The organism is Pseudomonas sp. LBUM1674, assembly GCF_059695635.1.
Map to the genome: position 1 here is coordinate 2,706,130 of NZ_CP166779.1, position 24,906 is coordinate 2,731,035.

Sequence of the window (24,906 nt, forward strand, 5' to 3'; positions counted from 1 at the left end):
CTAAACCAGATACCGTCGAAACCACTCCAGCGTCCGGTCCCAGGCCAACCTTGCCGCCGCGTCATCGTACCGAGGCGTGGAGTCGTTATGGAAACCGTGGTTGGCACCCGGATAAATGTAGGCTTCATAGGTCTTGCCCGCGGCTTTCAACGCCTTCTCAAAGGCCGGCCAACCTTCGTTGATACGGGTATCCAGCTCGCCATAGTGCAGCATCAACGGCGCCTTGATGCGAGGGACGTCCTTGGCCTCTGCCTGGCGGCCATAAAAGGACACGCCAGCCGCCAGTTCCGGATAAGCCACGGCCGCGGCATTGACCACGCCACCGCCGTAACAGAATCCGGTGATGCCGACTTTGCCAGTCGTTGCGTCGTGCTTCATCAGCCACTCGATCGCGGCGAAAAAATCATTCATGAGCTTTTCAGGGTCGACTGTCGCTTGCAGCTCCCGGCCTTTGTCGTCGTTGCCCGGATAGCCGCCGACCGACGTCAGGCCATCGGGGGCGAGGGCGATGAAACCGGCCTTGGCCACGCGCCGCGCGACGTCCTCGATGTAGGGGTTGAGCCCACGGTTTTCATGCACCACCACCACCGCCGGCACCTTGCCGCTGGCCTTCGCCGGACGTACCAGATAACCACGAACCTGCCCGTTGCCCTTGGGCGAGGGGTAGGTGACGTACTCGGCGATGATGTCCGGGTCGGTAAACTCGACCTGCTCGGCGAGCGCATAGTTCGGGCTCAGCGCCGCGAGGAGCGCGCTGGCCGTCAAACCGCCCAGGGTGAACAACGCCGCACGATCGAGAAACTCGCGCCGGTTGATCTTGCCGTGGGCGTAGTAGTCGTACAGCTCGAGCAGTTCCGGGGCAAAGTCTTTCGCAGTGAGACGGGTCATCTGTGCGCTTCCTTTTGGGCGGGTCGGGTGGCTGGCGGGTCGACGATGTGAGCGGTAATTATCGAGCGTAGTCGCTCAAGGCCCGGTGCTTGAAGTGCAGATTAAACGATCGCCGTTATCGAGCAACGCTTTTGGTTCGGATTAATTAGGAAAAATACCCGTAAAAAATACATTAAGTACGTTCGTGAGCCGTATACGGGTACATTAGCTGGCTCGAAGTGAGTTTTGCGTAAATTTTATGGATTTACCTATATATGAGTCATAAGGCTGTTTAGTGAATTGTATACGGGTATTTATGTTGCCTGAAGGTGTGTTCGCTGCTAAATTCTTTTCATCGTATGAAGAGTGTCCATCATGGCCAACCGCACCTATTCGCCCCACACCTTCAAGGCACTCGAGATTCTGGGGAAACTGATCCAGCTCAAGCGGAAAGAGCGTGGGTTGACCCTGCAGCAGCTGGCTGAGCGGGCCGGTGTCTCCCGCAGCCTCATACAGCGCCTCGAGAAATGTGAGCCAGGCTGTGAAATAGGCGTGGCGTTCGAGGTGGCTCATCTACTGGGTATCGAATTGTTTGAGTCGCCAATGGGCCAGAGCACCTTGATCGGTATTCTCACGGATAAAATCGCCTTGCTCCCGGCTTCTGCGCGCGACTCCAAAAAGGAGGTGAGCAATGCCTTCTGAGGATCAAGTCTGTTACGTATGGATGTGGTTGCCGGGCAGCACAGAGCCTGTCGTCGCCGGCAGGTTGGTGAGACGACGCGATGGCCGGTTTGCTTTTCTTTACGGTCAAAGCTACCTGAAGAATCCCCAGGCCATCCCACTGAACAATCTCGAGCTGCCGCTGGGTACAGAAATGATCGAGCCGCCAGCAGGATTGAAAATTGCCAGCGGAATACGTGACGCATCTCCCGATGCCTGGGGGCGACGCGTCATCATCAATCGCCTATACGGGAAAGCCGGACTCGCGGCTTACGATCAAGACCTGGATGAGCAGACGTATATGCTCGAGTCCGGCTCCGACCGTATTGGCGCCCTGGATTTTCAGTTGTCACCGACCGAGTATGTGTCACGTAGCAACGACAACGCCACGCTTGAAGACCTGCTCAATGCTGCCGAGCTGGTAGAGAAGGGAATTCCTCTGACGGCGGAGCTGGATCAAGCTCTGCGCCATGGATCATCTATCGGTGGTGCACGCCCCAAAGCGCTCATCAAGGCAGATGATGCGAAGTATGTAGCCAAGTTCTCTGCATCTAACGATACGGTCAGTGTCGTCAAGTCGGAGTTCATCATGATGCGCCTGGCACGCTTGCTGGGACTTGATGCCGCACCGGTAAAGATCCAGCAGGTTTTGGGCAAGGATGTACTGCTGATCGAGCGCTTCGACCGTGTCCCGCAACCGGGGGGTTGGGCAAGGCGCATTATGGTGTCGGCCCTGACGCTGTTAGGGCTGGATGAGATGATGGCTCGCTACACGAGCTATGAAGACCTCACGCACCTCATCAGGAAATATTTCCACGACCCCAAGCGAGATTTGCATGAGCTGTTCTCCCGGCTCGTGTTCAACATTCTCTGTGGGAACACAGATGACCATGCACGTAACCATGCGGCTTTTTTTGACGGCAAAGCCTATAGCCTGACGCCAGCCTATGACATCTGCCCGCAGAACCGCTCAGGAAACGTAGCGAGCCAGGGCATGCTCATCATGGGGGGCGCCAACCAGAGCCAGATCGCCCTGTGCCTGGACGCCGCGCATCTGTTCCTGCTGGACCGTGGCCGAGCCAGGCAGATTGTTCTGGGGCAGATCGAAGGTCTCCGGGTTCACTGGGAGGCTGTGTGTCAGGAGTCTGGTATCAACCAGATTGACCGCAACGTACTGGCCACTCGGCAGGTATTGAATGCGTTTGCTTTCGAGAATTTGCAGGAGAATGACCAGGATATCCGGGCGCTGGCTGAGGATGTGAGGCGCACATTGCCAGTCCGGCAGTTCTGAATATTAGCTTGGCTGGAGGTGGGTGAAATCATCTCGCAGATACACTAAGAAACAAATAGCTTGTTGAATCGTAATATAACGAAATTATAGAAGTGTTCTTTTCTTCCAAGGAGGGAAGTGAAATTTATTACATGATAAGGAGTGTCATTAATGACGTTGACAGGAGTGGCAACACAACGCAGATCAAAACGGTGGTTAGGCCTAAGCGTGCTGATGCTACCCGTATTGCTGGTGACAGTAGACAACACAGTGCTTGGATTCGCGTTGCCAAAGATCGCCGAAGCCCTGCACCCGAGCGCCAGCCAGCAATTGTGGATGATCGATGCTTATTCGCTGGTATTGGCGGGATTGCTGGTGTCGATGGGGAGCCTGGGGGATCGAATCGGTCATCGTAAGTTATTGCTGGCCGGGTCTTTGGGGTTTGCCATAGTGTCGGTGCTGACGGCGTATTCCGATACCGCCCTGCAACTGATTGCCGGGCGAGCGTGTATGGGTGTTTTCGGTGCGATGCTGATGCCCTCAACGTTGGCGTTGATACGTTCGGTGTTCGAGGATCGAGAAGAGCGCAGACTTGCGGTCGCGATCTGGGCGACAACGTTGACGGTAGGTTCGGCGCTCGGTCCTTTGGTGGGTGGGGTGTTGTTGGAGTTCTTCAGTTGGGGGTCGATTTTCCTGTTGGCGGTACCCGTGTTGGTGCCGTTGCTGGTGCTGGGGCCTCTGTTGTTACCCGAATCCGAACGAGACTCTTCAGGGCCACTGGATCCGATAAGCATTCTGCAGTCGATGGTAGCCCTGGGCGCCATTGTTTATGGCATTAAACACAGCGCCAGTAATGGTATCGATTGGATGGCGTTGACAGCATTTGCAGTGGGCGTAGTCGCGGGCTGGGTGTTTGTGCATCGGCAGTTACGATTGCCTGTGCCGCTGATGGACCTGAGTCTGTTCCGCAACGGCACCTTTAGCAGTTCCGTGCTGATCAACCTGATGAGCCTGGCATTCCTCGTAGGCTTCGTATTCTTCACTACTCAGTTCCTGCAGATTGTTCTCCAGATGTCGCCCTTGAGTGCCAGTCTTGTGTTGATACCGGGCCAGGTCATGGCGATTGTGGTGGGGATGGCGGTCGTGCCTGTCGCGCAGCGAGTTCAAGTGCATGTGCTGGTACCGATTCTCATGGCCTTTGCTGGAGCGGCGTTTTTGCTGGTCGCCAGCATGGGCAGCAACCTTACCGTTTTGGTCGTGGCGTTTGCCTTGCTGAACATCGGCGTGGGTGCGATCGCAACGGTGTCCAATGATGTGATTTTGTCAGCCGCACCACCGGCAAAGGCGTTACCACACGGCCTGACAATTGTAGGAGCTGGCTTGTCGGATCGCCGCACCGCAGCGAAGGCGGTCTCGAGCCTTGCAGCGCCCATGAAGACGCCTTCGCCAGCAAGCCGGCTCCCACAGGTTCAGCGCTGTTTGAATCTCAGCCGGAATTTATGCAGCAACGGTTCGGTATAGCCATTGGGTTGCGCGCCACCTTCGAACACCAGCGCACACGCCGCTTGAAACGCCACCGACTGTTCGAAGTCAGGCGCCATCGGTGTGTACAGGGGATCGCCGGCGTTCTGTTCGTCGACGACCCGCGCCATGCGCTGCAATATCTCGACAGTCTGCTCCCGGGTGATAACGCCGTGCAGCAACCAGTTGGCCATGTGCTGGCTGGAAATGCGCAGGGTCGCGCGGTCTTCCATTAGCCCCACGTTATGGATGTCGGGCACCTTGGAGCAGCCGATGCCTTGTTCGACCCAACGCACCACATACCCCAGCAAGCCTTGCGCGTTGTTTTCGACTTCCTGACGAATCTCCTCCGCCGACCATGATGGATCGGTTACCACCGGCACGCTGAGCAAGCCCTCCAGCAACGACTGGCTGACGCCACTGAAATCCGTGCGTTCAAGCGCTTCCTGCACGCTGCGCACCTTGACCTGGTGGTAATGCAGCGCATGCAAAGTAGCGGCGGTTGGCGAAGGCACCCAGGCGGTGTTGGCGCCGGCTTGCGGGTGGGCGACTTTCTGTTTGAGCATGTCGGCCATCCGGTCCGGCATGGCCCACATGCCTTTGCCGATCTGGGCCCGGCCGCGCAGGTTGCAGTCCAGGCCGACCAGCACGTTGTTGAGTTCGTAGGCCTCGATCCACTGCGTGCCTTTCATGTCGCCTTTGCGCAGCATCGCACCGGCGTGCATGGCGCTGTGCATCTCGTCACCGGTGCGATCGAGGAAGCCGGTGTTGATGAAAGCGACCCGTGAGGACGCGGCGGCAATGCAGGCCTTGAGGTTGACGCTGGTGCGGCGCTCTTCATCCATGATGCCCATTTTCAGGGTATGGCGTTCGAGCTGCAGCAGGTCTTCGATGCGGCTGAACAATTGCTCGGCGAAGGCCACTTCGGCGGGGCCGTGCATTTTCGGTTTGACGATGTAGACGCTGCCGGTGCGGGAGTTGCCGCGGCGTTGCAGGTCATGCAGGGCGATCAGGCTGGTGATGACGCCGTCGAGAATCCCTTCCGGAATTTCCAGCCCGCCATTGTCGAGAATCGCCGGGCTGGTCATCAGATGCCCGACGTTGCGAATGAACAGCAGTGAGCGCCCGTGCAGCTTCAATGCAGTGCCATCGGCGGCGGTGTACTCTCGGTCCGGATTCAGCCGGCGGGTGATGGTCTTGCCGTTTTTCTCCAGGTCCTCTTTCAGGTCGCCCTTCATCAGCCCCAGCCAATTGCGGTAGACCTGCACCTTGTCATCGGCGTCGACCGCCGCCACCGAGTCTTCACAATCGATGATGGTCGAGAGTGCCGCCTCCAGCAGCAGGTCCTTGACCCCGGCAGCGTCGGCCTGACCGATGACGCTCTGCCGGTCGATCTGGATCTCCACGTGCAGGTCGTTGTTTTTCAGCAGAATGGCCGCAGGATCGACCAGCGAGCCTTGGAAGCCGATGTACTGCGCGGCGTTGGCCAGGCCGGTCTGGCTGCCGTCGCTCAAGGTGGCCTGCAGTGTACCGCCTTCGATCTGGTAACGGGTCACCGCTGCATGGGAGCCGCTGCTCAAGGGGAAGGCCTGGTCGAGGAACGCCCGGGCAAACGCGATGACTTTCGCTCCGCGTACGGGATTGTAGGCCCGGCCTGGCTCGGCGCCGTCGTCATGGGAAATCACATCGGTGCCGTACAGTGCGTCGTACAGCGATCCCCAGCGGGCATTGGCGGCATTGAGTGCATAACGCGCGTTGACGGCCGGGACCACCAGTTGCGGGCCGGCCTGCACACTGATCTCTGTATCGACGTTGCTGGTGCTGACCTTGACGTCAGCTGGTTGCGCTTGCAGGTAGCCGATCCCGCTGAGGAAGTCGCGATAGGCCGGCATGTTGCTTATCGGTCCCGGGTGGGCACGGTGCCAAGTATCCAGTTCGGTTTGCAGGCGATCCCGTTCAGCCAGCTGCGCGCGGTTCTGCGGCGCCAATTCATGCACCAGCGCGGCGAACCCGCCCCAGAAAGTTTGTGGGTCCAGACCGGTGCCCGGCAGCACGTCCACCTCAACGAAACGTTGCAGGACGGGCGCGACCTTGAGGCCTTGGCAGTTGACGAAATCGGTCACTTTTTGCATCTCCATCACACAGTGTCTATCGAGCGCGAGTCGCGCCCTGTTCATTTCAGGCTTTGCGCGCCGGCTTTGGCCACTTGCGCATCCTGCTCGGCCTTGACCCCGGACACCCCGACGGCACCGATGACCTGGCCGTCGACGATGATCGGCACGCCGCCTTCCAGGGAGGTCAGCAGGGGCGCGGACAAGAAGGCGTGGCGCCCACCGTTGACCATCTCTTCATAGCCTTTGGACTCGCGCCGGCCCAGGGCCGAAGTGCGGGCCTTTTCGGTGGCGATGTAGGCGCCGATGGGGGCGCAACCGTCGAGGCGTTCGAGGGCCAGCGGGTGACCGCCGTCGTCGACGATCACGATAGTCACGGCCCACTGGTTGTTCTGTGCTTCGGTGCGTGCGGCAGCGAGGATCTGGCTGACTTCGGTCTGGCTCAGTACGGCTTTGCTGTTCATGGGGTGCTCCAGGGTTGGGTTAAGGCAATGCGGCTTCGACCAGTTCGATCCAGTGCCTGACCGGGGTTCGGCCCGCACCGTCGAGGTGCGACTGACAGCCGATATTGGCGGTGACGATGACTTCGGGGTGTCCGCTTTCCAGCGCATTGAGCTTGTTGTCGCGCAGTTGCCGGGACAGTTCGGGTTGGGTCACTGAATAGGTGCCTGCCGAGCCACAGCACAGATGACTGTCAGGCACGGGCGTGAGGCTGAAGCCCAGGCGGGTCAGGATTGACTCGACCGCGCCACCGAGTTTCTGTGCGTGCTGCAAGGTGCAGGGGCAATGAAACGCGAGGCGCTGGTCGCTGTGCACGCCGAGCTTTTCCAGTGGCTCGTCGCGCAGCACTTCGACCAGGTCCTTGGCCAGGGCGCTGACCTTTTTCGCCTTCTCGGCATAGGCCGGGTCGGCGCTGAGCAGGTGCCCGTAATCTTTGATGAAGGCGCCGCAACCGCTGGCCGTTTGCACGATGGCTTCGGCTCCGTTTTCAATGCTCGGCCACCAGGCATCGATGTTGCGTCGGGCGCGATCGAGGCCGGCGGCCTGGGCGTCGAGGTGATAATCCACGGCGCCGCAGCAGCCTGCCTCGCGAGTGGCTGTGACGCTGATCCCCAGTCGATCCAGGACGCGGGCTGTGGCCGCGTTGGTATTGGGCGACAGGCTCGGCTGCACGCAACCTTCGAGCATCAGCACCTGCCGGGCGTGGCGAGTGACCGGGCGCGGTTTGGCCGGGTAAACGCGGCGCGGCAATTTGGCCTGCAAGGTGGTGGGCAGCAACGCGCGGAACACCTGGCCGCTGCTGACCAGCGCCTTGAACAGTCGCGGATTGGGCACGACGCCGCGCAATCCTTCGCGCAACAGGCGTTGGTCAATCGAACGCGGCACGGCGGCATCGACCACCGCGCGGCCGATGTCGAGCAAGTTGTGGTAGTCGACACCGGAAGGGCAGGTGGTTTCACAGTTGCGGCAGGACAGGCAGCGATCCAGATGCTGTTGGGTTTTCTGTGTGACTTCGTTGCCTTCCAGCACCTGCTTGATCAGGTAGATGCGCCCTCGCGGGCCATCCAGTTCATCGCCGAGCAACTGATAGGTCGGGCAGGTGGCATTGCAGAAACCGCAATGCACGCAGGTGCGCAGGATACTTTCAGCTTCTTCGGCGCGGGGCAGCTGGCGGGCGTGTTCGCTCAAGGTGGTCTGCATGGGTCAAAGCTCCGCGTACAGGCGACCGGGGTTGAAGATGCCCCGGGGATCGAGTTGCTGCTTGAGGCTGCGGTGATAACGCAGCAGTGCCGGCGGCAGCGGCTGGAACGGGCTGTCGATCAGGCCATGGCTGTAGCAGGTCACATGCCCGCCGACCTCATCGACGATCGAGCGGATGAACGAGGCTTCGGCGTCGGATTTGAGCCAGCGCTGCGCGCCGCCCCAGTCGATCAGCTGCCGACCGGGCAGGGACAGTCGAGGGGTGTTGTGCGGCACCGACAGGCGCCAGAGCGGCTGGTCCTCGTCGAAGAAACTCAAGCGATGTTCGTTGAGGTCCGCCCAGTACGCAGCATCCAGCAGCTCGCCACCCAAGCGGTCATGGGCCGCCGTCACCGAGCCCTCGCCACCCTCGAGCCGCAGATGCAGGCGCTGACCGTCGTGGCACGCAGCGCTGATCGGCAGCGGTTGCTGGCCCCATTCCGCCAGGCGCAGCAGGGCGCGATCGCTGTCCATATCGAGACTGATGCTCAAGCATTGCCGCGGTTTGGGCAGGACCTTGAGCGAGACTTCGGTGATCACCCCAAGGGAACCGTAGCTGCCGGCCATCAGGCGCGACAGGTCGTAGCCGGCGACGTTTTTCATGACTTCGCCACCGAAGCGCAAATGCTTGCCAAGGCCGGTGATGACCCGGGTGCCGAGCACGAAGTCCCGAACCGAGCCTGACCAAGGGCGACGCGGTCCCGACAGCCCGCTGGCGATCATGCCGCCCACGGTGGCGTCGTCACCGAAGGACGGCGGTTCGCAGGGCAGCATCTGCTGCGCCGCGTCCAGCACTTGCGCGAGTTCGGCCAATGGCGTACCGCAGCGGACGGTGATCACCAGTTCGGTCGGGTCGTAGCTGACGATGCCCCGGTGCGAGCGTGTATCCAGCACTTCACCGGCAACGATGCGGCCCAGGAACGCCTTGCTGTTGGCACCCTGAATGCGCAGCGGCGTAGCGTTTTGCAGGGCCTGGTTGACCTGTTCGAGCAAGACGCTGCTGTCATCGATATCCTGTTCGCTGCGCATCAGAAACGCTCCAGTTCAGGGAAGGGCATCTGCCCCATGTGAACGTGCATGGCGCCAAACTCGGCGCAGCGGTGCAGTGTCGGAATATTCTTGCCGGGGTTGAGCAAACCGCTCGGATCGAAGGCGGCCTTGACCGCATGGAACAGGGTCAGCTCATCGCTGTTGAACTGCGCACACATCTGGTTGATCTTCTCCCGGCCCACACCGTGTTCGCCGGTAATGCTGCCACCGACCTTCACGCACAATTCAAGGATCTTGCCGCCCAGGGCTTCGGCGCGATCGAGTTCGCCCGGTTGATTGGCATCGAACAGAATCAACGGGTGCATGTTGCCGTCACCGGCGTGGAAAACGTTGGCCACCCGCAGGTCGTACTCGGTCGACAACGCGGCAATGGCTTGCAGCACGCCGGGCAGTTCGCGACGCGGGATGGTGCCGTCCATGCAGTAATAATCTGGCGAGAGGCGACCCACCGCCGGAAAGGCATTCTTGCGCCCGGCCCAGAAACGCACCCGTTCGGCTTCATCCTTGGCCAGGCGCACTTCGGTGGCGCCGGCCTGTTCCAGCACCTGACGCACGCGGTCGCAGTCGTCGTGGACGTCGGCTTCGACGCCATCGAGTTCACACAGCAGAATCGCTTCGGCGTCCACCGGATAGCCCGCGTGGATGAAGTCTTCGGCGGCGCGGATGGCCAGGTTGTCCATCATTTCCAGGCCGCCGGGGATGATGCCGGCGGCAATGATGTCGCCCACCGCGCGCCCGGCCTTTTCAACGGAGTCAAACGCTGCCAGCAGCACCTTGGCGGTCTGTGGTTTGGGCAGCAGCTTGACCGTGACTTCGGTGATCACCCCGAGCATGCCTTCGGAACCGGTGAACAGCGCCAGCAGATCGAACCCCGGGGAGTCGAGGGCATTCGAACCCAGGCTCAGGTGCTCGCCGTCGACGGTCAGGATGTCGACCTTGAGCAGGTTGTGCACGGTCAGCCCGTACTTCAGGCAATGCACGCCACCGGCGTTTTCCGCCACGTTGCCACCGATGGAGCAGGCGATCTGCGAGGAAGGGTCCGGCGCGTAGTACAGGCCGAACGGCGCCGCCGCCTGGGAGATTGCCAGATTGCGCACCCCCGGCTGGACCCGGGCGGTGCGGGCGGCGGGATCGATGTGCAGGATGTTGTTGAAGCGCGCCATCACCAGCAGCACGCCTTTTTCCAGGGGCAATGCACCACCGGACAAGCCGGTGCCGGCGCCGCGGGCGACCACCGGAACCTGCAGTTCGTGGCAGATTCGCAGCACGCCTTGCACCTCGTCGAGGTGACGGGGCAGCACCACCAGCATGGGCGTGGTGCGGTAGGCAGACAGTCCGTCGCATTCGTACGGCTTGAGCTCTTCGCGCTGATGCAGGATTTCCAGCTCCGGCAGTCGCGTTTGCAATGCCTGGATCAGGACGGTTCTGTCGACATCAGGCAAGACACCGTCGACGCGTTCATCGTAGAGGATGTTCATAGGCGGTTCACGGCACTCGGTTGTTTTTATTAGAGTCCTGTTTGCGGATAACGCTCCCTTGCATCATTGGCCCGAGGCGGTCTACTGTCTATGCGTTGTTTGACTGGTCGAACCAGTTTTTTATGCGCTATTTTCAGGTTTATCCAAAAAACTGACGATAAAACAACAGTTTATAAGCGTGTTTGCATAAGCTTGATTGTATTGATGCAGCTGGTCATACCAGTTGGAGGATTGATGGCAAACGCAGAAACGAGTCGTAATCCGCAAGTCGCAGACGTGGTCTGTGAGCGCATCGAACGGCTGATCGTCGATGGGGTGCTCAAGACCGGGCAGCTGTTGCCTTCGGAGCGGCGCCTGACGGAAAAACTCGGCGTCTCGCGCACGGCACTGCGTGAAGGGCTGAAGCTGTTACGTGCTCGCGGTATTATCAGGACCGAGCAGGGCAAGGGCTCATTCGTCGCCGATCTTTCTGGTCACGGTGGCGTATCACCGCTGATGCACCTGTTCAGCTCGCAGCCACGCACCCTTTATGATCTGTTCGAGGTCCGCAGCCTGCTCGAGGGCGAATCCGCGCGCCTGGCGGCCTTGCGTGGCACCGACGCCGACTTTGTCCTCATCACCCGCAGCTACCAAGCGTTGCTCGATGCCCACAACCGTTCGCTGGAGGCATCCGAACACGCCCGGCTCGACCATGCCTTTCACCTGGCCATCTGCGAGGCCTCGCACAACCCGGTGCTGGTGCAGACCTTGCGCTCGCTGACGGACTTGCTGCTCAACACGGTCTTTGCCTCGGTCAACAACCTCTACCACCGTGAACCGCAAAAGCGCCAGATCGACCGCCATCACGCACGGCTCTACAACGCCGTCACCGGGCGCATGCCGGAACAGGCACGCAAGGCGGCCATTGCGCATATCCAGAGCATCTGTGAACACCTCAAGGAAATCGAAGGCGAGGAGCAACGGCTGGTGCGCGCTACATTGCGACTTGAGGGGTGGACCTGATGCAGCACCTGGATCACTTGTCCTTGCACCTGTTCATCCTGGTCTGCGACGAAGGCACCATTGCCCGGGCCAGTGAGCGGGCCTTCATCGCACCTTCGGCGGTCAGCAAGCGTATTTCCGACATCGAGGCGCGTTTCGGTACGCCGCTGCTCAAGCGCAGCAAGCGCGGGGTCGAACCGACGCCGGCGGGGCTGGCTTTGCTGCGGCATGCGCGGTCACTGACCCGGGCGATGGAACGGCTCGACAGCGAGCTCGGCGAATACGCCGAAGGGGCTCGCGGGCATGTGCGGGTCTTGGCGAACGTATCGTCGATCATGGAGTTTCTGCCGGAAGAACTCTCCGCTTTCATGTTGGACAATCCGCGAATCCAGGCCGACATCGAAGAGCGTTTCAGCCCCGATGTCGTGCGCGGGGTGGCCGAGGGCAATGCCGATCTGGGCATCTGCCGGCGCTCGATGGCCGTGGGCGACCTGGAATTCCTGCCTTACCGTCAGGACCATCTCGCGGTGGTGGTGAGTGCGAGTCATCCCTTGGCCGAGCGCAGCAGCATCGCCTTCGAAGAGACACTGGACTTTGATCATCTGGGATTGTCGGCCTTCGCCACCCTCAATACGTTCATGCGCGAAGACGCGGTGAAGCATGGCCGGGAGTTGCGTTTCCGCTCCTATGTATCGTCATTCGATGCCGCGTTCCGGCTGGTGCAGTTCGGGCTGGGACTGGCGGTGTTTCCGCTGGAAGCGGTGGCGCGCTACGCGCAACTGTTCGACCTGCGCATCATTCCCCTGACCGACGATTGGGCGCTGGGCGAGTTTGTTATCTGCGTGCGCGACCGTGAGGCGCTGTCCCTGTCGGCGCGTCGTCTGCTGGACCATCTGCTGCTGCGTGCACCGCCGCGCCAATCGATGCTCTGATCCATCCATCGCGGTTGACGATGGATCTGGCCGTGAATCACGTCTTTTCGCCGCCTCGCGGTCTCTCTAGTCTGGGCCTGTGCTTCAGCCTGTGAGAGAACTTCATGACAACAATAACGATCAACGAAGTCGGCATGCGCGATGGTTTGCAGAGCCTTCAAGCCATCATGCCCACCACCGCCAAACGCCAATGGATCGATGCAGCCTATGCCGCCGGCGTACGCCACATGGAAGTCGCGTCCTTCGTGCCCGCCAGACTGCTGCCGCAAATGGCCGATGCCAGGGAAGTGGTGGCCCATGCCTTGAGCTACCCCGATCTGGTGGTCTCGGTTTTGGCGCCGAACCTGCGCGGCTGCCGCGACGCGCTGGAATCCGGTGCGCATCGCATCATCGCGCCGGTCTCTGTCAGCGCCGCCCATAGCCTGGCCAATGTGCGGCGCACACCGCTGGAAATGGTCGAGGAGCTGGCGCGGATGTGCCAGTTGCGCACCGAGATGGGCTTGCATACTGTCCAGCTGATTGCCGGGATGTCGGTCGCTTTCGGCTGCACCCGCCAGGGCGATGTGCCGCTGAGCGACCTCTGCGAATTGACCGGCCACGTGCTCGAAGCCGGTTGCGATCTGGTGTCCCTCGGTGACACCACCGGCTACGCCAATCCCGGCCAGGTAGCGACCACCTTGCAGGCGATTCGCGCCATTGCCGGCGACAAGCTCAGGGCCGCGCATTTCCATGACACCCGTGGCCTGGCGCTCGCCAACAGCCTGGTGGCGGTGCAGCAAGGCATCACCGAACTCGATTCGTCCCTGGCCGGCCTGGGCGGTTGCCCGTTCGCACCGGGTGCGTCCGGCAACACCGTGACCGAAGACCTGGTGTTCATGCTGCAAAGCATGGGCTACGACACCGGCATCGACCTGGCCGCGCTGATCGCCTCACGCGAGGTGCTGCGCGTCGCCTTGCCCGACGAAGCCCTTTACGGCTGTATTGCCCGCGCCGGCCTGCCACTCAATTACACCCCAGCCGCCAGCCGCGCTTGAATCTGCGAAGAGGAAAACAATAATGTCCAGACTTCCATTGGACGGCATTCGTGTCGTTGAAATCTCCCACATGGTGATGGGGCCGACGTGCGGGATGATCCTCGGTGATCTCGGCGCCGAAGTGATCAAGATCGAGCCGACCCGCGGCGACGGTACTCGCCGTCTGCTGGGCGCAGGTGCCGGGTTCTTTCGCACCTTCAACCGCAACAAGCAGTGCATCGCCATCGACGTCAACACCGCGCAAGGGCGCGATGCCGTACTGGAACTCATCGACACCGCCGACGTGTTCATCGAGAACTTCAAACCCGGGCGCATGCAGGAGCTGGGCTTCGGTTACGAGGCGATTCATCAACGTAACCCGCGCCTGATCTATGCCTCGCACAAAGGCTTTCTCAAGGGTCCGTATGACAATCGCCTGGCCCTGGACGAAGTGGTGCAGATGATGGCCGGCCTGGCCTACATGACCGGCCCCGTCGGCAGGCCGTTGCGCGCCGGCAGCTCGGTGAACGACATCATGGGCGGCATGTTCGGTGCCATCGGCGTGCTTGCCGCGCTCAATGACCGCCACGTCACCGGCGTCGGCCGTGAGGTGCAGAGCGCGCTGTACGAAAACTGCGTATTGCTCGCGGCCCAGCATATGCAGCAGTACGCCGTGACCGGTCAGGCCGCCGCGCCAATGCCGAACCGCATCAGTGCCTGGGCGATCTATGACGTGTTCGAGTTTGCCGGCGGTGAGCAGATGTTCGTTGCCGCCACCGGCGAAGGACAATGGAACGCCTTGTGCCAGTTGCTGGGCCAGACCGCGCTGCTCGACGACCAGACCTTGGCCACCAACAACGACCGGGTGCTGCAGCGCCCACGGCTGCTGGCGCATCTGGCCGAAGTCTTCGCCACCATGGACGCCCAGGCCCTGGCCTTGCAGCTCGAAGCCCACAGCATTCCCTTCGCGCCGATACGTCGCCCGGAGGAATTGTTCGAAGATCCGCACCTGCTGCAAAGCGGTGGCCTGGCCAATCTTGAGCTCGAAGACGGATCCTTCACCGCCATGCCGTTGCTGCCGTTGTCCCTGGATGGTGAGCGTCTGCAACCGCGGCGCTCGATTCCACGCATCGGCGAGCATACGCACAAGGTCATGCGCGAACTCGGTTACAGCGACGAACACATCGCCGAGCTGTGTGCCGCTGGCGTGCTGAAAACCGACGTTCAGGCCTGAGGAGACGCTGCCATGGCTATCTATCAATACGACACGCTTATCCCGGCCATCCACGCCGAAACCTTCGTCGCCGAAGACGCCACCGTCATCGGCAATGTCACGCTCGAGCAAGGCGTCAGCGTCTGGCCCCAGGCGGTGCTGCGTGGTGACAACGAGCCGATTCGCATCGGCCAGCACAGCAACGTGCAGGAAGGCGCGGTGTTGCACGCCGACCCCGGCTTCGCGCTGACCGTGGGCGAGGGCGTCACCATCGGCCACCAGGCCATGTTGCATGGCTGCACCATCGGCGACGGTGCGCTGATCGGGATTCAGGCGGTGGTGCTCAACGGCGCCGTGATCGGCAGGAACTGCCTGGTCGGTGCCGGCGCGATTGTCACCGAAGGCAAGGTGTTCCCGGACAACTCGCTGATTCTGGGGGCGCCGGCCAAGGTCGTGCGGGAACTGACGTCTGAAGCCATCGCCGACATGCACGGCAATGCCCGGGACTATGTGAGCAAAGGCCAAGCTTACAGGGACAAATTGATTCGCATCAGCTAAACCCCGTTAAGCAACTTCCTGAAGGATTTTTGCTTCTCTCCAATAATTACAAAATCGGAGAAACACCATGGTTGCCATGACTGGCGCAATGCCGCTTGCGCGCAGCGAAGAAATCAACGAGTTGCTGCTTTATCGGCGGGTGGCCTGGCGCATCATGCCGCTGGCCATCATTTGCTTTCTGTTTTCCTATTTCGACCGGATCAATATCAGCTTCGCCAAAGTTCAGATGCAACAGGAACTGGGCTTGTCCGATGCGGCCTATGGCCTGGCGGCGAGCATGTTTTTCGTCGGTTATGTGCTGTTCGAAGTGCCTAGCAGCCTGGGCCTCAAGCGCTACGGCGCGCCGGCCTGGATCTGCCGGATCATGATTTCCTGGGGGCTGGCTACCGCGGCCCTGATGTTCGCCTATACCCAATACACGCTGTACTTCCTGCGTTTTCTGATTGGGGTGATGGAAGCCGGTTTCGGCCCGGCGATTCTGTTCTACCTGGCGTGCTGGTTCCCGAAAAAGCACCTGGCGAAGATGAACGGGCTGTGGTTCCTGTCGGTACCGCTGGCCGGTGCGTTGGGCGGGCCGGCAGCCGGAATCCTGTTGGGGACGATGGACGGCGTGCTCGGCCTGGCGGGCTGGCACTGGCTCTTCCTGATGTCCGGCTTGCCCTGTGTGCTGCTGGGCCTGCTGGTGCTGTGGAAACTGGACCGGGACATCGAGTCGGCCAAGTGGCTGAGCCGGGGCGAGAAAGACCTGCTGGCGGCCAACCTCGAACATGACCGGGCCAGAGCCAAGCCGGTGCATGCCTCGCTGTGGCGCGTATTGCTGACCCGGGAAGTGGCGATCATGGCGCTGATCTACTTCGTGATCAAAATGGCCTCCTACGGCATCAATTTCTGGATGCCGCACCTGATTAAATCGTCCGGGGTGCAAAGCGTATTCTGGGTCGGCATGCTGTCATCGCTGCCTTACATCGTGGCATGCATCGGCATGATCTGGCTGACCCGCCTCTCGGACCGCACCGGCGAGCGCAAGAAGTACCTGGTGATGTGCCTGTTGCTCGCGGCCGTGGGGTACTTGCTGGCCTGCCTGTTCTCCGGTTCGTCCTGGGCGATGATGGCGGCGCTGGTGCTGGCCACGGCGGGCACCTTCATCGCGATCCCGATCTTCTGGACCATTCCGCAATCGACCTTCTCCGGGTTGGCGATTGCCAGTGGAACGGCGGCGATCAACTCCATCGGCCAACTCAGCGGCATGGTCGCGCCGGTGATGGTCGGCAAGATCAACGATGTCTCCGGGACCAGTTACATGGGCATGCTTTCCATCGCGCCGATGATCCTGCTCGCGTGCATTGTGGTCGTGTGCTTCGTCAAGAATCCGAAGGCCTGACCCGGTCGTCGAATCGATCCTCGCTCCTGATAACAACAATAAAACAGGCACAAACATGATCTCATTCACCACCCAGCGGGCATCGCTGATGCTCGCGACGCTTTGCTGCGCCTTTCAATCGGCGGTCCAGGCAGGTTTTGTCGACGATGGAAAAGGCAGTCTGGAGCTGCGTAACTTCTACTTTGATCGTGATTTTCACGGTGACTCGGCCACCCAATCCCGGCGCGGCGAGTGGGCTCAGGGCTTCATGCTGAAGTTGCAATGGGGGTTTACGCCGGGGCCGCTGGGCTTTGGCCTGGACGCGGTGGGTATGCTGGGGATCAAGCTCGACTCCAGCCCGGATCGCTCCGGCAGCGGCTTGTTGCCAAGGGGGACGGACAAACGTGCGGTCGACGATTATTCAAAAGCGGTCGGCACGTTCAAGGCCAGGCTTGCGCAGACCGAGGTCCGCGTGGGTGGTCTTAGCCCGCAGCTGCCGTTGCTGGCTTCCAACAACAGTCGGCTGTTCCCGCAGTGGTTCAACGGTGCCCAGTTGGTGAGCAAGGACCTGGACAACTTCACCTTCACCGCGCTGGAAGTGGATTCGACCAAGTTACGTGACTCCACCGATTTCGAAGACCTGACAGCGATGGCGCAGCAGGGTGCTTATTCGGCCAGCGTCACCAGCGATCGTTTGTACTACGCCGGTGCTGACTACCAACCCCTCAAGAACCTGACGCTGAGCTTGCACACCAGCCAGCTGGAAGATCTGTTTCGGCGCGATTTCGCGGGGTTCAAGTACAAGATCGGGATGGGGCCGGGCGATGTGTTCACGGAGTGGCGCTATTTTTCCGCCCGTGAAACCGGGCGCGAGATGCTGGGCAACGTCGATAACCGGACCTTGAGCACCAATTTCGGTTATTCGATCAAGGGCCATACCTTCAGCGGCGGCTACCAGAAAGTTCGTGGCGACACGGCTTACGCCTACGTCGGCGGGACAGATACTTACCTGTTCAGCGAGCAGCAGGTCAGTACCTTCGCCCTGGCCAATGAACGGGCCTGGATGATGCGCTATGACTACGATTTCGCCGCTCTGGGAATACCCGGGCTGACCTTCAACCTGCGTTATGTGAAGGGTGACCAGGTCGACCCGACGACTATCAGCAGCGTCAAGGCTGGAGCCTTGCGAGCCTCGGGTGGTGAGGGAGAGGAGTGGGAGCGGACGACGGACCTGAACTACGTCATCCAGTCCGGGGCCTTGAAGAATTTATCGCTGCGCTGGCGTAACGCGACAATGCGCTCGAACTTCGCCGATGCGGCGGATGAAAATCGGGTCATTGTGGGATATACCATCACCTTTTAGACGACATCGACCGGTCGGCCAGGCTCCACGTGAACGCATTCCCCTTACATTGACCGCGTCCGCCGCCATTTTGCGAGTTGACCTCAACCCCAACCCGCCATACCCGGGCTTTTAACCCGGGCATGGCTCGCAGGCTTGCATCGATCACTTCCCGCCCACGACCATACTGCTGAACGGCTCCACATAAGCCTGCAACGTCACCAGGCCACCGACCAGGATGGCCAGGATGATGGAATGGAAGAACACGTAACGCAGGATTTCCCCTTCATGCCCGTACCAACGAGTAGCGGTCGAAGCGACCACGATCGACTGCGCATCGACCATCTTGCCCATGACCCCACCGGAACTGTTGGCGGCAGCCATCAACACCGGGCTGAGCCCCAACTGCTCGGCAGTCACCCGTTGCAAGCCGCCGAACAGCACGTTGGAGGCCGTATCCGAACCGGTCAGGGCCACGCCGAGCCAGCCGAGCAGGGTGCCGAACATCGGGTAGAAGATGCCCGTCGCGGCAAAGGCCAGGCCCATGGTGGCGTCCAGACCCGAGTAGCGCGTGAGGAAACCGAGGGCAAGCATCGCGACGATGGTGATCAGCGAGTAACGCACCAGCCAGATCGTTCGAAGGTAATGGTGAATCAATTGCGGGATGGAATACCCCATCAGCAACCCGCCGAGGATCGCCGACAGCAGGATGCCGCTGCCGGTGGCGGTGAACCAGTTGAACTTGTAGATCGCTTCTTCGGTTTTCGGTGTTGGCACCACCGGTGGCACCTTCTCGATCTGCTGGTGAATGGTGGTGAAAGTCAGCGTCGGGGCGAAAATCGGGTTGGCCTCGCGCATCGGCTTGCCTTGCGGGTCGAGTTTGGCCGAGTTAGTGACCGGATCGATCGCCGCACGGGTATCGAACATGTTTTTGAAACTCTGGGTGCCCCAGGCGAAAACGAACACCGTCAGCACGATCCACGGCATCCAGGCACGCATCACGGCCGAGCGGTTTTCGCTGTTGAAGGTAGCGGTCGCCGTGGGTTCGACGTCGTGCTCATCGTCAATCTTGGAATTGTCCACCCGTCCTGACAGCGCCGCGGAGGTATGGATGGTGGCCGGTTTCCAGACCTTGATGAAGCCGGTCAGGCAGGCCATGGAAATCAGCGCGGCGATCACGTCCACCAGCATCGGCCCGTGATAGTTGGACACCAGGAACTGCGGCACCGCGAAACTGACACCGGCCACCAGGATCGCTGGCCAGATTTCCAGCATCTTGCGCCAGCCGGCAAAGGCCCAGATCAGCCAGAACGGCACGATCACCGAGAAAAACGGCAACTGCCGGCCGACCATCATCGACAGCTCCATTTCATCCAGCCCGGTGACCTTGGCCAGGGTGATGATCGGTGTGCCCAGGGCGCCGAACGCCACCGGCGCGGTGTTGGCGATCAACGCCAGGCCGGACGCCGCCAGGGGCGAGAACCCCAGCCCGATCAGGATGGCCCCGGTCACCGCTACCGGCGTGCCGAAACCGGCGGCCCCTTCGAAGAATGCGCCGAAGCAGAAGGCAATCAGCAGCAACTGCAGCCGTCGATCGTCGGTGATGCGTGCCAGCGAGTCTTGCAGCACCTTGAACGAGCCGTTCTCGGTTGTCAGCCGGTGCAGAAAAATGATGTTGAGCACGATCCAGCCGATCGGCAGCAAACCGTTGGCGGCGCCGTACAGCGCGGCGGAACCGGCCATGTCCGCCGGCATGTCGAAGGCGAAGATCGCAATGATCAAGGCCGAACCCAGCGCCATCAGTGCCGCCAGGTGCGCCTTGACATGGAAAAACGCCAGGGCTGCCAGCATCACCACGACCGGCACTGCGGCCATGATGGTTGAAAACACCGGGTTGCCGAACGGATCGTAGATTTGCTGCCAGACCATGTTCCACCTCTGCTTTTTATTGTTGGGAATGCAGACCCCGAGGGGGCGGTGGCTTGTAGTATAGGTGGCATTGCGCCGCTGTCCTGGCCGTGCTGCGAACGCGCCGCACTGAGCTAACATGGCCAATAGGTGAATGCGCTACTCGCACGTCAACGGGAGAATGCAGCAATGACTGAACGCCATATACAGCACAAGGAAACGCTTTCCAACGGATGCAAGATCGAGGTTAGAACCGAGATTCTGAAGGACGGATCCCTTGGGATGTTTATCGGTGTGTACCGACCTGACGGTACGGTCATCGATGAAAATCATGACCCAAAACCGCACATGCTGGATATGGAAGCCGCGATGGACTGGGGCATCGATATCGCCAAGGGCATCGGTAATAGCCAAAGAACCCTGTAACGTGCGGGGCCCCCCTGTAGGAGCCGGCTTGCCGGCGAAGGCGTCTTCATGGGCGCTGCACGACTCGAGGCCGCCTTCGCCGGCAAGCCGGCTCCTACAGGGGTTGAGGCATCAGCCCCCTGCCTGTTTATTCAATGCCGCCTCCTCCGCGGCGATTTCCGCCTGGCGCTTGACGATCACATCGCCCACCGGCGGACCCTGGAAGCGTCGCGCTTCAAAACCGAACCAGATGATGGCCGTCAGGACCAGGAACCCGATGGTGATGTACAGCGCCCAGTCGTTCGGTGGCTGGATGCCGATGATGAAAATGATCACCATCGAAAGGATCGAGAGGATGGCGAAGAATGAGTACCAGAAGCGCCCCATGTTCCACGGCCCCATGGTCGGCCACTTCGAAGTGCCGAAGGTGAACAGGCCGAGGGTGATGGGAATGACGAAGGAGAAGAACAGGAAGATCACCGTGCAGGACACCACGATGGTATAGACCGGCGTTGCACCGATAGAGATCACCGACGAGCCCCAGACGAACAGCACGGCAAGCGTAGCCCCTGTCCAGATCGCTGCCACGGGACTGCGATGGGTTGGCGAGACCTTGGCCAGAGCTTTCGAAAACGGCAGACCACCGTCCCGGGAGAAGGCGAAAATCATCCGTGATACCGAGGTCACGGTCGCCAGTCCGCAGAGAAACTGCGAGATGAAAATCGCCAGGTACAGCGCGGTCTTGACGGTCGGGTTGACCTGAGTGTCCATCGCCCAGAAGAACACATTCCAGCCCTTCGTCGCCGCTTCGTCCATGCTTGGCAGCATCAAGACGAACGAGCTGAGCATGAGCCAGCCAAACAGCAGCGACCAGACCACCGACATGACCATGCCGACCGGCACCGACATCGCCGCATTTCGGGTCTCCTCGGAGGTATGTGCGGAGGCGTCATAGCCGGTGATGGTGTAGATCGGCAAGAGCAGGCCGAGCATGAAAATCCAGCCATTGGAGACCTGTGGCCAGACGCTGCCGCCAGCCTCGCCGGAATAATTGCCAAAGGTCACCAGCCGGACGAATTCATAGCTGGGGGCCGCGATCAGGCAAACGATGGTCAATGCGATCGCGGTCGCGAAGATCAGATAGCCCGAGAAGTCGGTGAGCTTTGCGGTCAGGCCAATGCCAAAGTGGTTACACAGGGCCTGGATGCCGGTCAGGATCGCCAGGAAAATAATCCGGGTAGTCGTCGTATCTTCCATGCCCAGGGCCGGTCCGAAAGCCCCGAAAAAGAAGTAATAAGTACCGACGTTGATCGCACCGAGCACCGTCACCAGCCCCAGCAGGTTGAACCAGGCCGTCAGCCAGCCGGTGAAGCGGTTACCGAGAATCGAACCCCAGTGATACAGCCCGCCAGCGGTGGGATAAGCCGAGGAAATCTGCGCCATGGCCATGGCGAAGACTCCGGAAATCAGGCAGCCGATCGGCCAGCCGATGCCGATTGACGCGCCGCCTGCGCCCGAGGTGCCCTGGGCCAGTGAGTTGATGCCACCCGAGAGGATGCAGATGATCGAAAAGGAAATGGCAAAGTTGGAGAAAACGCCCATTCGTCGTGAGAGCTGCTGGGCATAGCCCATGCTGTGCAGCACCTTGACGTCATCGTCTTGCGGCGCGCTGGTGCCGGGCTGGCTTGCTGGGTTCATTTCGTGTGCCCCTTCAGGTTTTGATACGCATCCATCCGGGTTTTACTTTGCCGGATGGGCTGGCTTTCAACCCCTTGTCGTACTGCTCCTGAGTGCAACCGCTACTACCTGCCCATGCCGCGTGTTCAAGCCCCGGCCCGGGACAGTCAACTGCTCTACAGACGGCCGTGATAAGCCGCGTCGAAAATGTCTGCCGCGCCGGCCCGGGTCAACGGCAACGGGTTACCACCGGCAGAAGGGTCGACAACCGCCATGTCCGCGATCAGGTCGGCCTGACGATCATCCACGCCCAGCTCGAACAGCGTATGCGGTACGCCGATGTCCTTGCGCAGTTTGAGGACGAAGGCCAGGAAGCTGTCGAAGCCCGGGGAGGGCAGGCGCAGCCAGGCCGCCAGGCGCGTGATGCGCTCTTCGATGGCCGGGCGATTGAACTTCAGGACATAGGGCATCAAGGTGGCGTTGGTCATGCCGTGATGGGTGTCGTACAGCGCGCCCACCGGATGGGCGAGGGCGTGCATCCCGCCCAGGCCTTTCTGGAAGGCAGTGGCGCCCATCGCCGCTGCCGCGAGCATCTGCCCGCGCGCCTCGAGGTCGGAGGGCATGTGCACGGCCCGCACCAGGGCGTTGGCCACCAGGCGCATGCCTTCCACGGCGATACCCTCGGCCATGGGGTGAAAACCGGGAGCGCAATAGGCCTCCAGGCAGTGCGAAAACGCATCCATGCCGGTACCGGCGGTGACCTTGGCCGGCATACCGACGCTCAGGGCCGGGTCGCTGATGACCACCCGCGGCATCATTTTCGGGTGAAAGATGATGCGTTTGGTGTGGGTGCGCTCGTCGATGATCACCGCTGCGCGGCCCACTTCCGAGCCTGTCCCCGCCGTGGTCGGCACCGCGATCACCGGGGCGATGCGGCTTTCGTCGGCCCGGGTCCAGTAGTCGCCGATGTCTTCGAAATCCCAGACCGGTCGCGTCTGACCGCTCATGAAGGCGATGAGCTTGCCCATGTCCAGGCCGCTGCCACCGCCGAAGGCGACCACGCCATCGTGCTTGCCGGCGCGCCAGGCATCGAGCCCGCCCGCCAGGTTGGCCTCGACCGGATTGGGCTTGAGGTCGCAAAACAATGCCACGCCAAGACCGGCGGCACGCAGGGCGTCCAGTGCGGCGGTGGTGATCGGGGCGCGCGCCAGGCCACTGTCGGTGACCAGCAGCGGTCGCTCGATACCCTGGCTGCGGCAGGTCTCGGCCAGTTCGGCAATGCGGCCGGCACCGAAGCGGATGCTGGTGGGGTAGTTCCAGTTCGCGGTCAGGCTCATGGCTCGCCTCTCATGGTTCAAGTCTCATGGCGCAAATGGAAGGATTTCGCGCGTGTCAGATGTTCATAGCCCAGGCGCGACAGCGTGACCCCGCGCCCGCTGTTCTTGACCCCGGTCCAGGCCAGGGCCGGGTCGAGGTAATCGCAGCGGTTCATGAACACGGTGCCGGTGGCGATCTCGTCGCCCAGGTGTTCGGCGGCGGCGAGGTCTTGGGTCCAGATGGAAGCGCTGAGCCCGAACTGGCTGTCGTTCATCAAAGCGATGGCTTCGATGTCGCTGGCCACCGACATGATGCCGACCACCGGCCCGAAGCTTTCTTCGCGCATCACCGACATCCGGTGGCTGACATCGACCAGTACCTGCGGTGCGAGGTAGGCACTGCCCGGTGCATCGGCGGGAAAGGCCCGTGGATCGATCAGCGCCCGGGCGCCCTGTGTCAGGGCTTCGGCGATCTGCCCACGCACGAAATCAGCGGCGCTCGGCGACACCAGCGGGCCAAGCGTGGTGGCTTCGTCCAGTGGATTGCCCAGCACGTATTGGCGAGTCAAGGCGACGAAACGCTCGACAAAGGCCGGATAGATTTTTTCATCGACATAGATGCGTTCGATCGCGCAGCAGCTCTGACCGGAGTTGAAGAAGCTGCCGTCCACCAGGTTTTCCACCGCGTGCTCAAGGTTGGCGTCGGCCCGGACATAGGCCGGGTCTTTGCCGCCGAGCTCCAGGCCCACACCGAGGAAGCGGCCGGTGGCGGCGCTTTGTATCGACTTTCCACCGTCGACCGAACCGGTGAAGTTTACCTGCTGCACGCGTCCCGAGGCGATGATCGTGGCCGTTTGTTGATGATCGAGCAGCAGGTTGTGAAACAGGCCGGCGGGCAGATTGGCGCGACTGAACGCTTCGGCGAAGCGTTCGCCGACCAGCAGGGTTTGCGACGCGTGTTTGAGGATCACGCTGTTGCCGGCCATCAACGCCGGAATGATCGTATTCACAGCGGTCAGGTAGGGGTAATTCCAGGGTGCGATGACCAGCACCGTACCCAGCGGTTCGCGTTTGATCTGCCGACGAAAACCGGCCACAGGCGTGGGTTCCAGCTTGGCCAACGCTTCAGGCGCAATGGCGATCATATGCCGGGCACGCTCTTGGAACCCGCGCAGTTCGCCCGCGCCAAAGCGCACCGGTCGGCCCATCTGCCAGGCCAGTTCCGGCACGATGTCAGCCTGCATGGCCAACATGGCGTCCACCGCGGCGCTGCAACAGGCGGCGCGTTCGCTCAGTGGCCGGCGTTTCCATAACCCCTGGGCCGCTTGGGCAGCCGCCAAAGCCTGGTCGATCTGCGCTGCATCGGCGCAGGGGCGTTCGGCATAGACCCGGCCATCGACCGGCGAGATGAGCTGAATCATTGAGGTCATGATTTTCTCGATAA

General features: G+C 61.2%; 21 protein-coding genes. 11 read left to right on the forward strand and 10 right to left on the reverse strand.

All coding sequences use genetic code 11. The features are described from left to right. A complete protein-coding gene (gene yghX / locus ACA067_RS12625; protein WP_497462061.1) occupies window positions 1–888 on the reverse strand; it encodes a YghX family hydrolase in 888 nt (295 codons plus the stop codon). Between the two features lie 354 nt (window positions 889–1,242). Here yghX and ACA067_RS12630 point away from each other — a divergent pair, with 354 nt between their 5' ends. The 3 genes from ACA067_RS12630 to ACA067_RS12640 all read left to right on the forward strand — a co-directional run bounded on the left by ACA067_RS12630 (window position 1,243) and on the right by ACA067_RS12640 (window position 4,378). Further along, window positions 1,243–1,569, forward strand: a complete 327-nt coding sequence (locus ACA067_RS12630; RefSeq protein ID WP_497462062.1) for a helix-turn-helix transcriptional regulator — start codon at window positions 1,243–1,245, stop codon at window positions 1,567–1,569. Next, window positions 1,559–2,878: a type II toxin-antitoxin system HipA family toxin gene (locus tag ACA067_RS12635; RefSeq protein WP_497462063.1), complete on the forward strand. Its 1,320-nt coding sequence runs from the start codon at window positions 1,559–1,561 to the stop codon at window positions 2,876–2,878. Before ACA067_RS12630 ends, ACA067_RS12635 begins: the two co-directional genes overlap by 11 nt. A gap of 150 nt (window positions 2,879–3,028) precedes the next feature. Further along, entirely contained in the window at window positions 3,029–4,378 is a 1,350-nt protein-coding gene (locus tag ACA067_RS12640) for an MFS transporter (RefSeq protein WP_497462064.1), read from the forward strand. Here the strand turns inward: ACA067_RS12640 and ACA067_RS12645 are convergent. The 5 genes from ACA067_RS12645 to glcD are packed head-to-tail and all read right to left on the reverse strand — an operon-like array spanning window position 4,327 to window position 10,757. Beyond that, the gene (locus tag ACA067_RS12645; protein ID WP_497462065.1) at window positions 4,327–6,501 is read right to left on the reverse strand and encodes a malate synthase G; all 2,175 of its coding nucleotides are present in this window, start codon (window positions 6,499–6,501) and stop codon (window positions 4,327–4,329) included. The two genes, ACA067_RS12640 and ACA067_RS12645, sit on opposite strands and share 52 nt — an antisense overlap. Before the next feature lie 50 nt (window positions 6,502–6,551). Beyond that, window positions 6,552–6,953 (reverse strand): heme-binding protein, encoded by a 402-nt coding sequence (locus ACA067_RS12650; RefSeq protein ID WP_497462066.1) that lies wholly within the window; start codon window positions 6,951–6,953, stop codon window positions 6,552–6,554. A 19-nt stretch (window positions 6,954–6,972) separates the two neighbouring features. Further along, complete coding sequence (glcF, locus tag ACA067_RS12655; RefSeq protein WP_497462067.1) at window positions 6,973–8,190, reverse strand: glycolate oxidase subunit GlcF; 1,218 nt, start codon at window positions 8,188–8,190, stop codon at window positions 6,973–6,975. Between the two features lie 3 nt (window positions 8,191–8,193). Further along, window positions 8,194–9,258 carry a glycolate oxidase subunit GlcE gene (glcE, locus tag ACA067_RS12660; RefSeq protein WP_497462068.1) on the reverse strand — a complete coding sequence of 355 codons (1,065 nt, stop codon included), beginning with the start codon at window positions 9,256–9,258 and terminating at the stop codon, window positions 8,194–8,196. Further along, window positions 9,258–10,757 (reverse strand): glycolate oxidase subunit GlcD, encoded by a 1,500-nt coding sequence (gene glcD / locus ACA067_RS12665; protein WP_497462069.1) that lies wholly within the window; start codon window positions 10,755–10,757, stop codon window positions 9,258–9,260. The genes glcE and glcD overlap by 1 nt, the downstream gene beginning before the upstream one ends. Window positions 10,758–10,991: 234 nt before the next feature. On the opposite strand from glcD, the gene glcC reads away from it, so the two are divergent. The 7 genes from glcC to ACA067_RS12700 all read left to right on the forward strand — a co-directional run bounded on the left by glcC (window position 10,992) and on the right by ACA067_RS12700 (window position 18,177). After that, entirely contained in the window at window positions 10,992–11,759 is a 768-nt protein-coding gene (gene glcC, locus ACA067_RS12670; RefSeq protein ID WP_497462070.1) for a transcriptional regulator GlcC, read from the forward strand. After that, window positions 11,759–12,670: a LysR family transcriptional regulator gene (locus ACA067_RS12675; protein ID WP_497462071.1), complete on the forward strand. Its 912-nt coding sequence runs from the start codon at window positions 11,759–11,761 to the stop codon at window positions 12,668–12,670. Before glcC ends, ACA067_RS12675 begins: the two co-directional genes overlap by 1 nt. A gap of 104 nt (window positions 12,671–12,774) precedes the next feature. After that, window positions 12,775–13,704 (forward strand): hydroxymethylglutaryl-CoA lyase, encoded by a 930-nt coding sequence (locus ACA067_RS12680; protein WP_497462072.1) that lies wholly within the window; start codon window positions 12,775–12,777, stop codon window positions 13,702–13,704. A 22-nt stretch (window positions 13,705–13,726) separates the two neighbouring features. Next, complete coding sequence (locus ACA067_RS12685) at window positions 13,727–14,917, forward strand: CaiB/BaiF CoA transferase family protein (RefSeq protein WP_497462073.1); 1,191 nt, start codon at window positions 13,727–13,729, stop codon at window positions 14,915–14,917. A 12-nt stretch (window positions 14,918–14,929) separates the two neighbouring features. After that, window positions 14,930–15,454, forward strand: a complete 525-nt coding sequence (locus ACA067_RS12690; protein WP_497462074.1) for a gamma carbonic anhydrase family protein — start codon at window positions 14,930–14,932, stop codon at window positions 15,452–15,454. Between the two features lie 67 nt (window positions 15,455–15,521). Further along, a complete protein-coding gene (locus ACA067_RS12695) occupies window positions 15,522–16,835 on the forward strand; it encodes an MFS transporter (protein WP_497462075.1) in 1,314 nt (437 codons plus the stop codon). A 55-nt stretch (window positions 16,836–16,890) separates the two neighbouring features. Further along, on the forward strand, window positions 16,891–18,177 hold the full coding sequence (locus tag ACA067_RS12700; RefSeq protein ID WP_497462076.1) for an OprD family porin: 1,287 nt from the start codon (window positions 16,891–16,893) through the stop codon (window positions 18,175–18,177). Window positions 18,178–18,321: 144 nt separating this feature from the next. Here the strand turns inward: ACA067_RS12700 and ACA067_RS12705 are convergent, their stop codons facing one another. Then, window positions 18,322–20,085: an L-lactate permease gene (locus ACA067_RS12705; RefSeq protein ID WP_497462077.1), complete on the reverse strand. Its 1,764-nt coding sequence runs from the start codon at window positions 20,083–20,085 to the stop codon at window positions 18,322–18,324. A 168-nt stretch (window positions 20,086–20,253) separates the two neighbouring features. Between ACA067_RS12705 and ACA067_RS12710 the strand changes: the two genes are divergently transcribed. Then, window positions 20,254–20,490 carry a hypothetical protein gene (locus ACA067_RS12710; protein WP_128869851.1) on the forward strand — a complete coding sequence of 79 codons (237 nt, stop codon included), beginning with the start codon at window positions 20,254–20,256 and terminating at the stop codon, window positions 20,488–20,490. Window positions 20,491–20,601: 111 nt separating this feature from the next. Here ACA067_RS12710 and ACA067_RS12715 read toward each other — a convergent pair whose 3' ends face one another. The 3 genes from ACA067_RS12715 to ACA067_RS12725 form a co-directional block, all read right to left on the reverse strand. Beyond that, window positions 20,602–22,167: an amino acid permease gene (locus ACA067_RS12715; RefSeq protein WP_497462078.1), complete on the reverse strand. Its 1,566-nt coding sequence runs from the start codon at window positions 22,165–22,167 to the stop codon at window positions 20,602–20,604. 155 nt (window positions 22,168–22,322) lie between these two features. Next, window positions 22,323–23,483, reverse strand: coding sequence for an iron-containing alcohol dehydrogenase (locus ACA067_RS12720; protein ID WP_497462079.1), 1,161 nt, complete (start codon window positions 23,481–23,483; stop codon window positions 22,323–22,325). Window positions 23,484–23,500: 17 nt separating this feature from the next. Further along, the gene (locus ACA067_RS12725) at window positions 23,501–24,892 is read right to left on the reverse strand and encodes an aldehyde dehydrogenase family protein (RefSeq protein WP_497462080.1); all 1,392 of its coding nucleotides are present in this window, start codon (window positions 24,890–24,892) and stop codon (window positions 23,501–23,503) included. Between the last annotated feature and the right edge of the window lie 14 nt (window positions 24,893–24,906).

Excerpts from the sequence above, each read along its gene's own strand:
- glcD (WP_497462069.1), bottom strand. The coding sequence starts at position 10,757 with ATGAACATCCTCTACGATGAACGCGTCGACGGTGTCTTGCCTGATGTC.
- ACA067_RS12680 (WP_497462072.1), top strand. The coding sequence starts at position 12,775 with ATGACAACAATAACGATCAACGAAGTCGGCATGCGCGATGGTTTGCAG.
- ACA067_RS12710 (WP_128869851.1), top strand. The coding sequence starts at position 20,254 with ATGACTGAACGCCATATACAGCACAAGGAAACGCTTTCCAACGGATGC.
- ACA067_RS12675 (WP_497462071.1), top strand. The coding sequence starts at position 11,759 with ATGCAGCACCTGGATCACTTGTCCTTGCACCTGTTCATCCTGGTCTGC.
- glcF (WP_497462067.1), bottom strand. The coding sequence starts at position 8,190 with ATGCAGACCACCTTGAGCGAACACGCCCGCCAGCTGCCCCGCGCCGAA.
- ACA067_RS12690 (WP_497462074.1), top strand. The coding sequence starts at position 14,930 with ATGGCTATCTATCAATACGACACGCTTATCCCGGCCATCCACGCCGAA.
- ACA067_RS12650 (WP_497462066.1), bottom strand. The coding sequence starts at position 6,953 with ATGAACAGCAAAGCCGTACTGAGCCAGACCGAAGTCAGCCAGATCCTC.
- ACA067_RS12715 (WP_497462078.1), bottom strand. The coding sequence starts at position 22,167 with ATGAACCCAGCAAGCCAGCCCGGCACCAGCGCGCCGCAAGACGATGAC.
- ACA067_RS12695 (WP_497462075.1), top strand. The coding sequence starts at position 15,522 with ATGGTTGCCATGACTGGCGCAATGCCGCTTGCGCGCAGCGAAGAAATC.
- glcC (WP_497462070.1), top strand. The coding sequence starts at position 10,992 with ATGGCAAACGCAGAAACGAGTCGTAATCCGCAAGTCGCAGACGTGGTC.
- ACA067_RS12685 (WP_497462073.1), top strand. The coding sequence starts at position 13,727 with ATGTCCAGACTTCCATTGGACGGCATTCGTGTCGTTGAAATCTCCCAC.
- ACA067_RS12720 (WP_497462079.1), bottom strand. The coding sequence starts at position 23,483 with ATGAGCCTGACCGCGAACTGGAACTACCCCACCAGCATCCGCTTCGGT.
- ACA067_RS12725 (WP_497462080.1), bottom strand. The coding sequence starts at position 24,892 with ATGACCTCAATGATTCAGCTCATCTCGCCGGTCGATGGCCGGGTCTAT.
- ACA067_RS12635 (WP_497462063.1), top strand. The coding sequence starts at position 1,559 with ATGCCTTCTGAGGATCAAGTCTGTTACGTATGGATGTGGTTGCCGGGC.
- ACA067_RS12705 (WP_497462077.1), bottom strand. The coding sequence starts at position 20,085 with ATGGTCTGGCAGCAAATCTACGATCCGTTCGGCAACCCGGTGTTTTCA.
- ACA067_RS12640 (WP_497462064.1), top strand. The coding sequence starts at position 3,029 with ATGACGTTGACAGGAGTGGCAACACAACGCAGATCAAAACGGTGGTTA.
- ACA067_RS12700 (WP_497462076.1), top strand. The coding sequence starts at position 16,891 with ATGATCTCATTCACCACCCAGCGGGCATCGCTGATGCTCGCGACGCTT.
- ACA067_RS12630 (WP_497462062.1), top strand. The coding sequence starts at position 1,243 with ATGGCCAACCGCACCTATTCGCCCCACACCTTCAAGGCACTCGAGATT.
- yghX (WP_497462061.1), bottom strand. The coding sequence starts at position 888 with ATGACCCGTCTCACTGCGAAAGACTTTGCCCCGGAACTGCTCGAGCTG.
- glcE (WP_497462068.1), bottom strand. The coding sequence starts at position 9,258 with ATGCGCAGCGAACAGGATATCGATGACAGCAGCGTCTTGCTCGAACAG.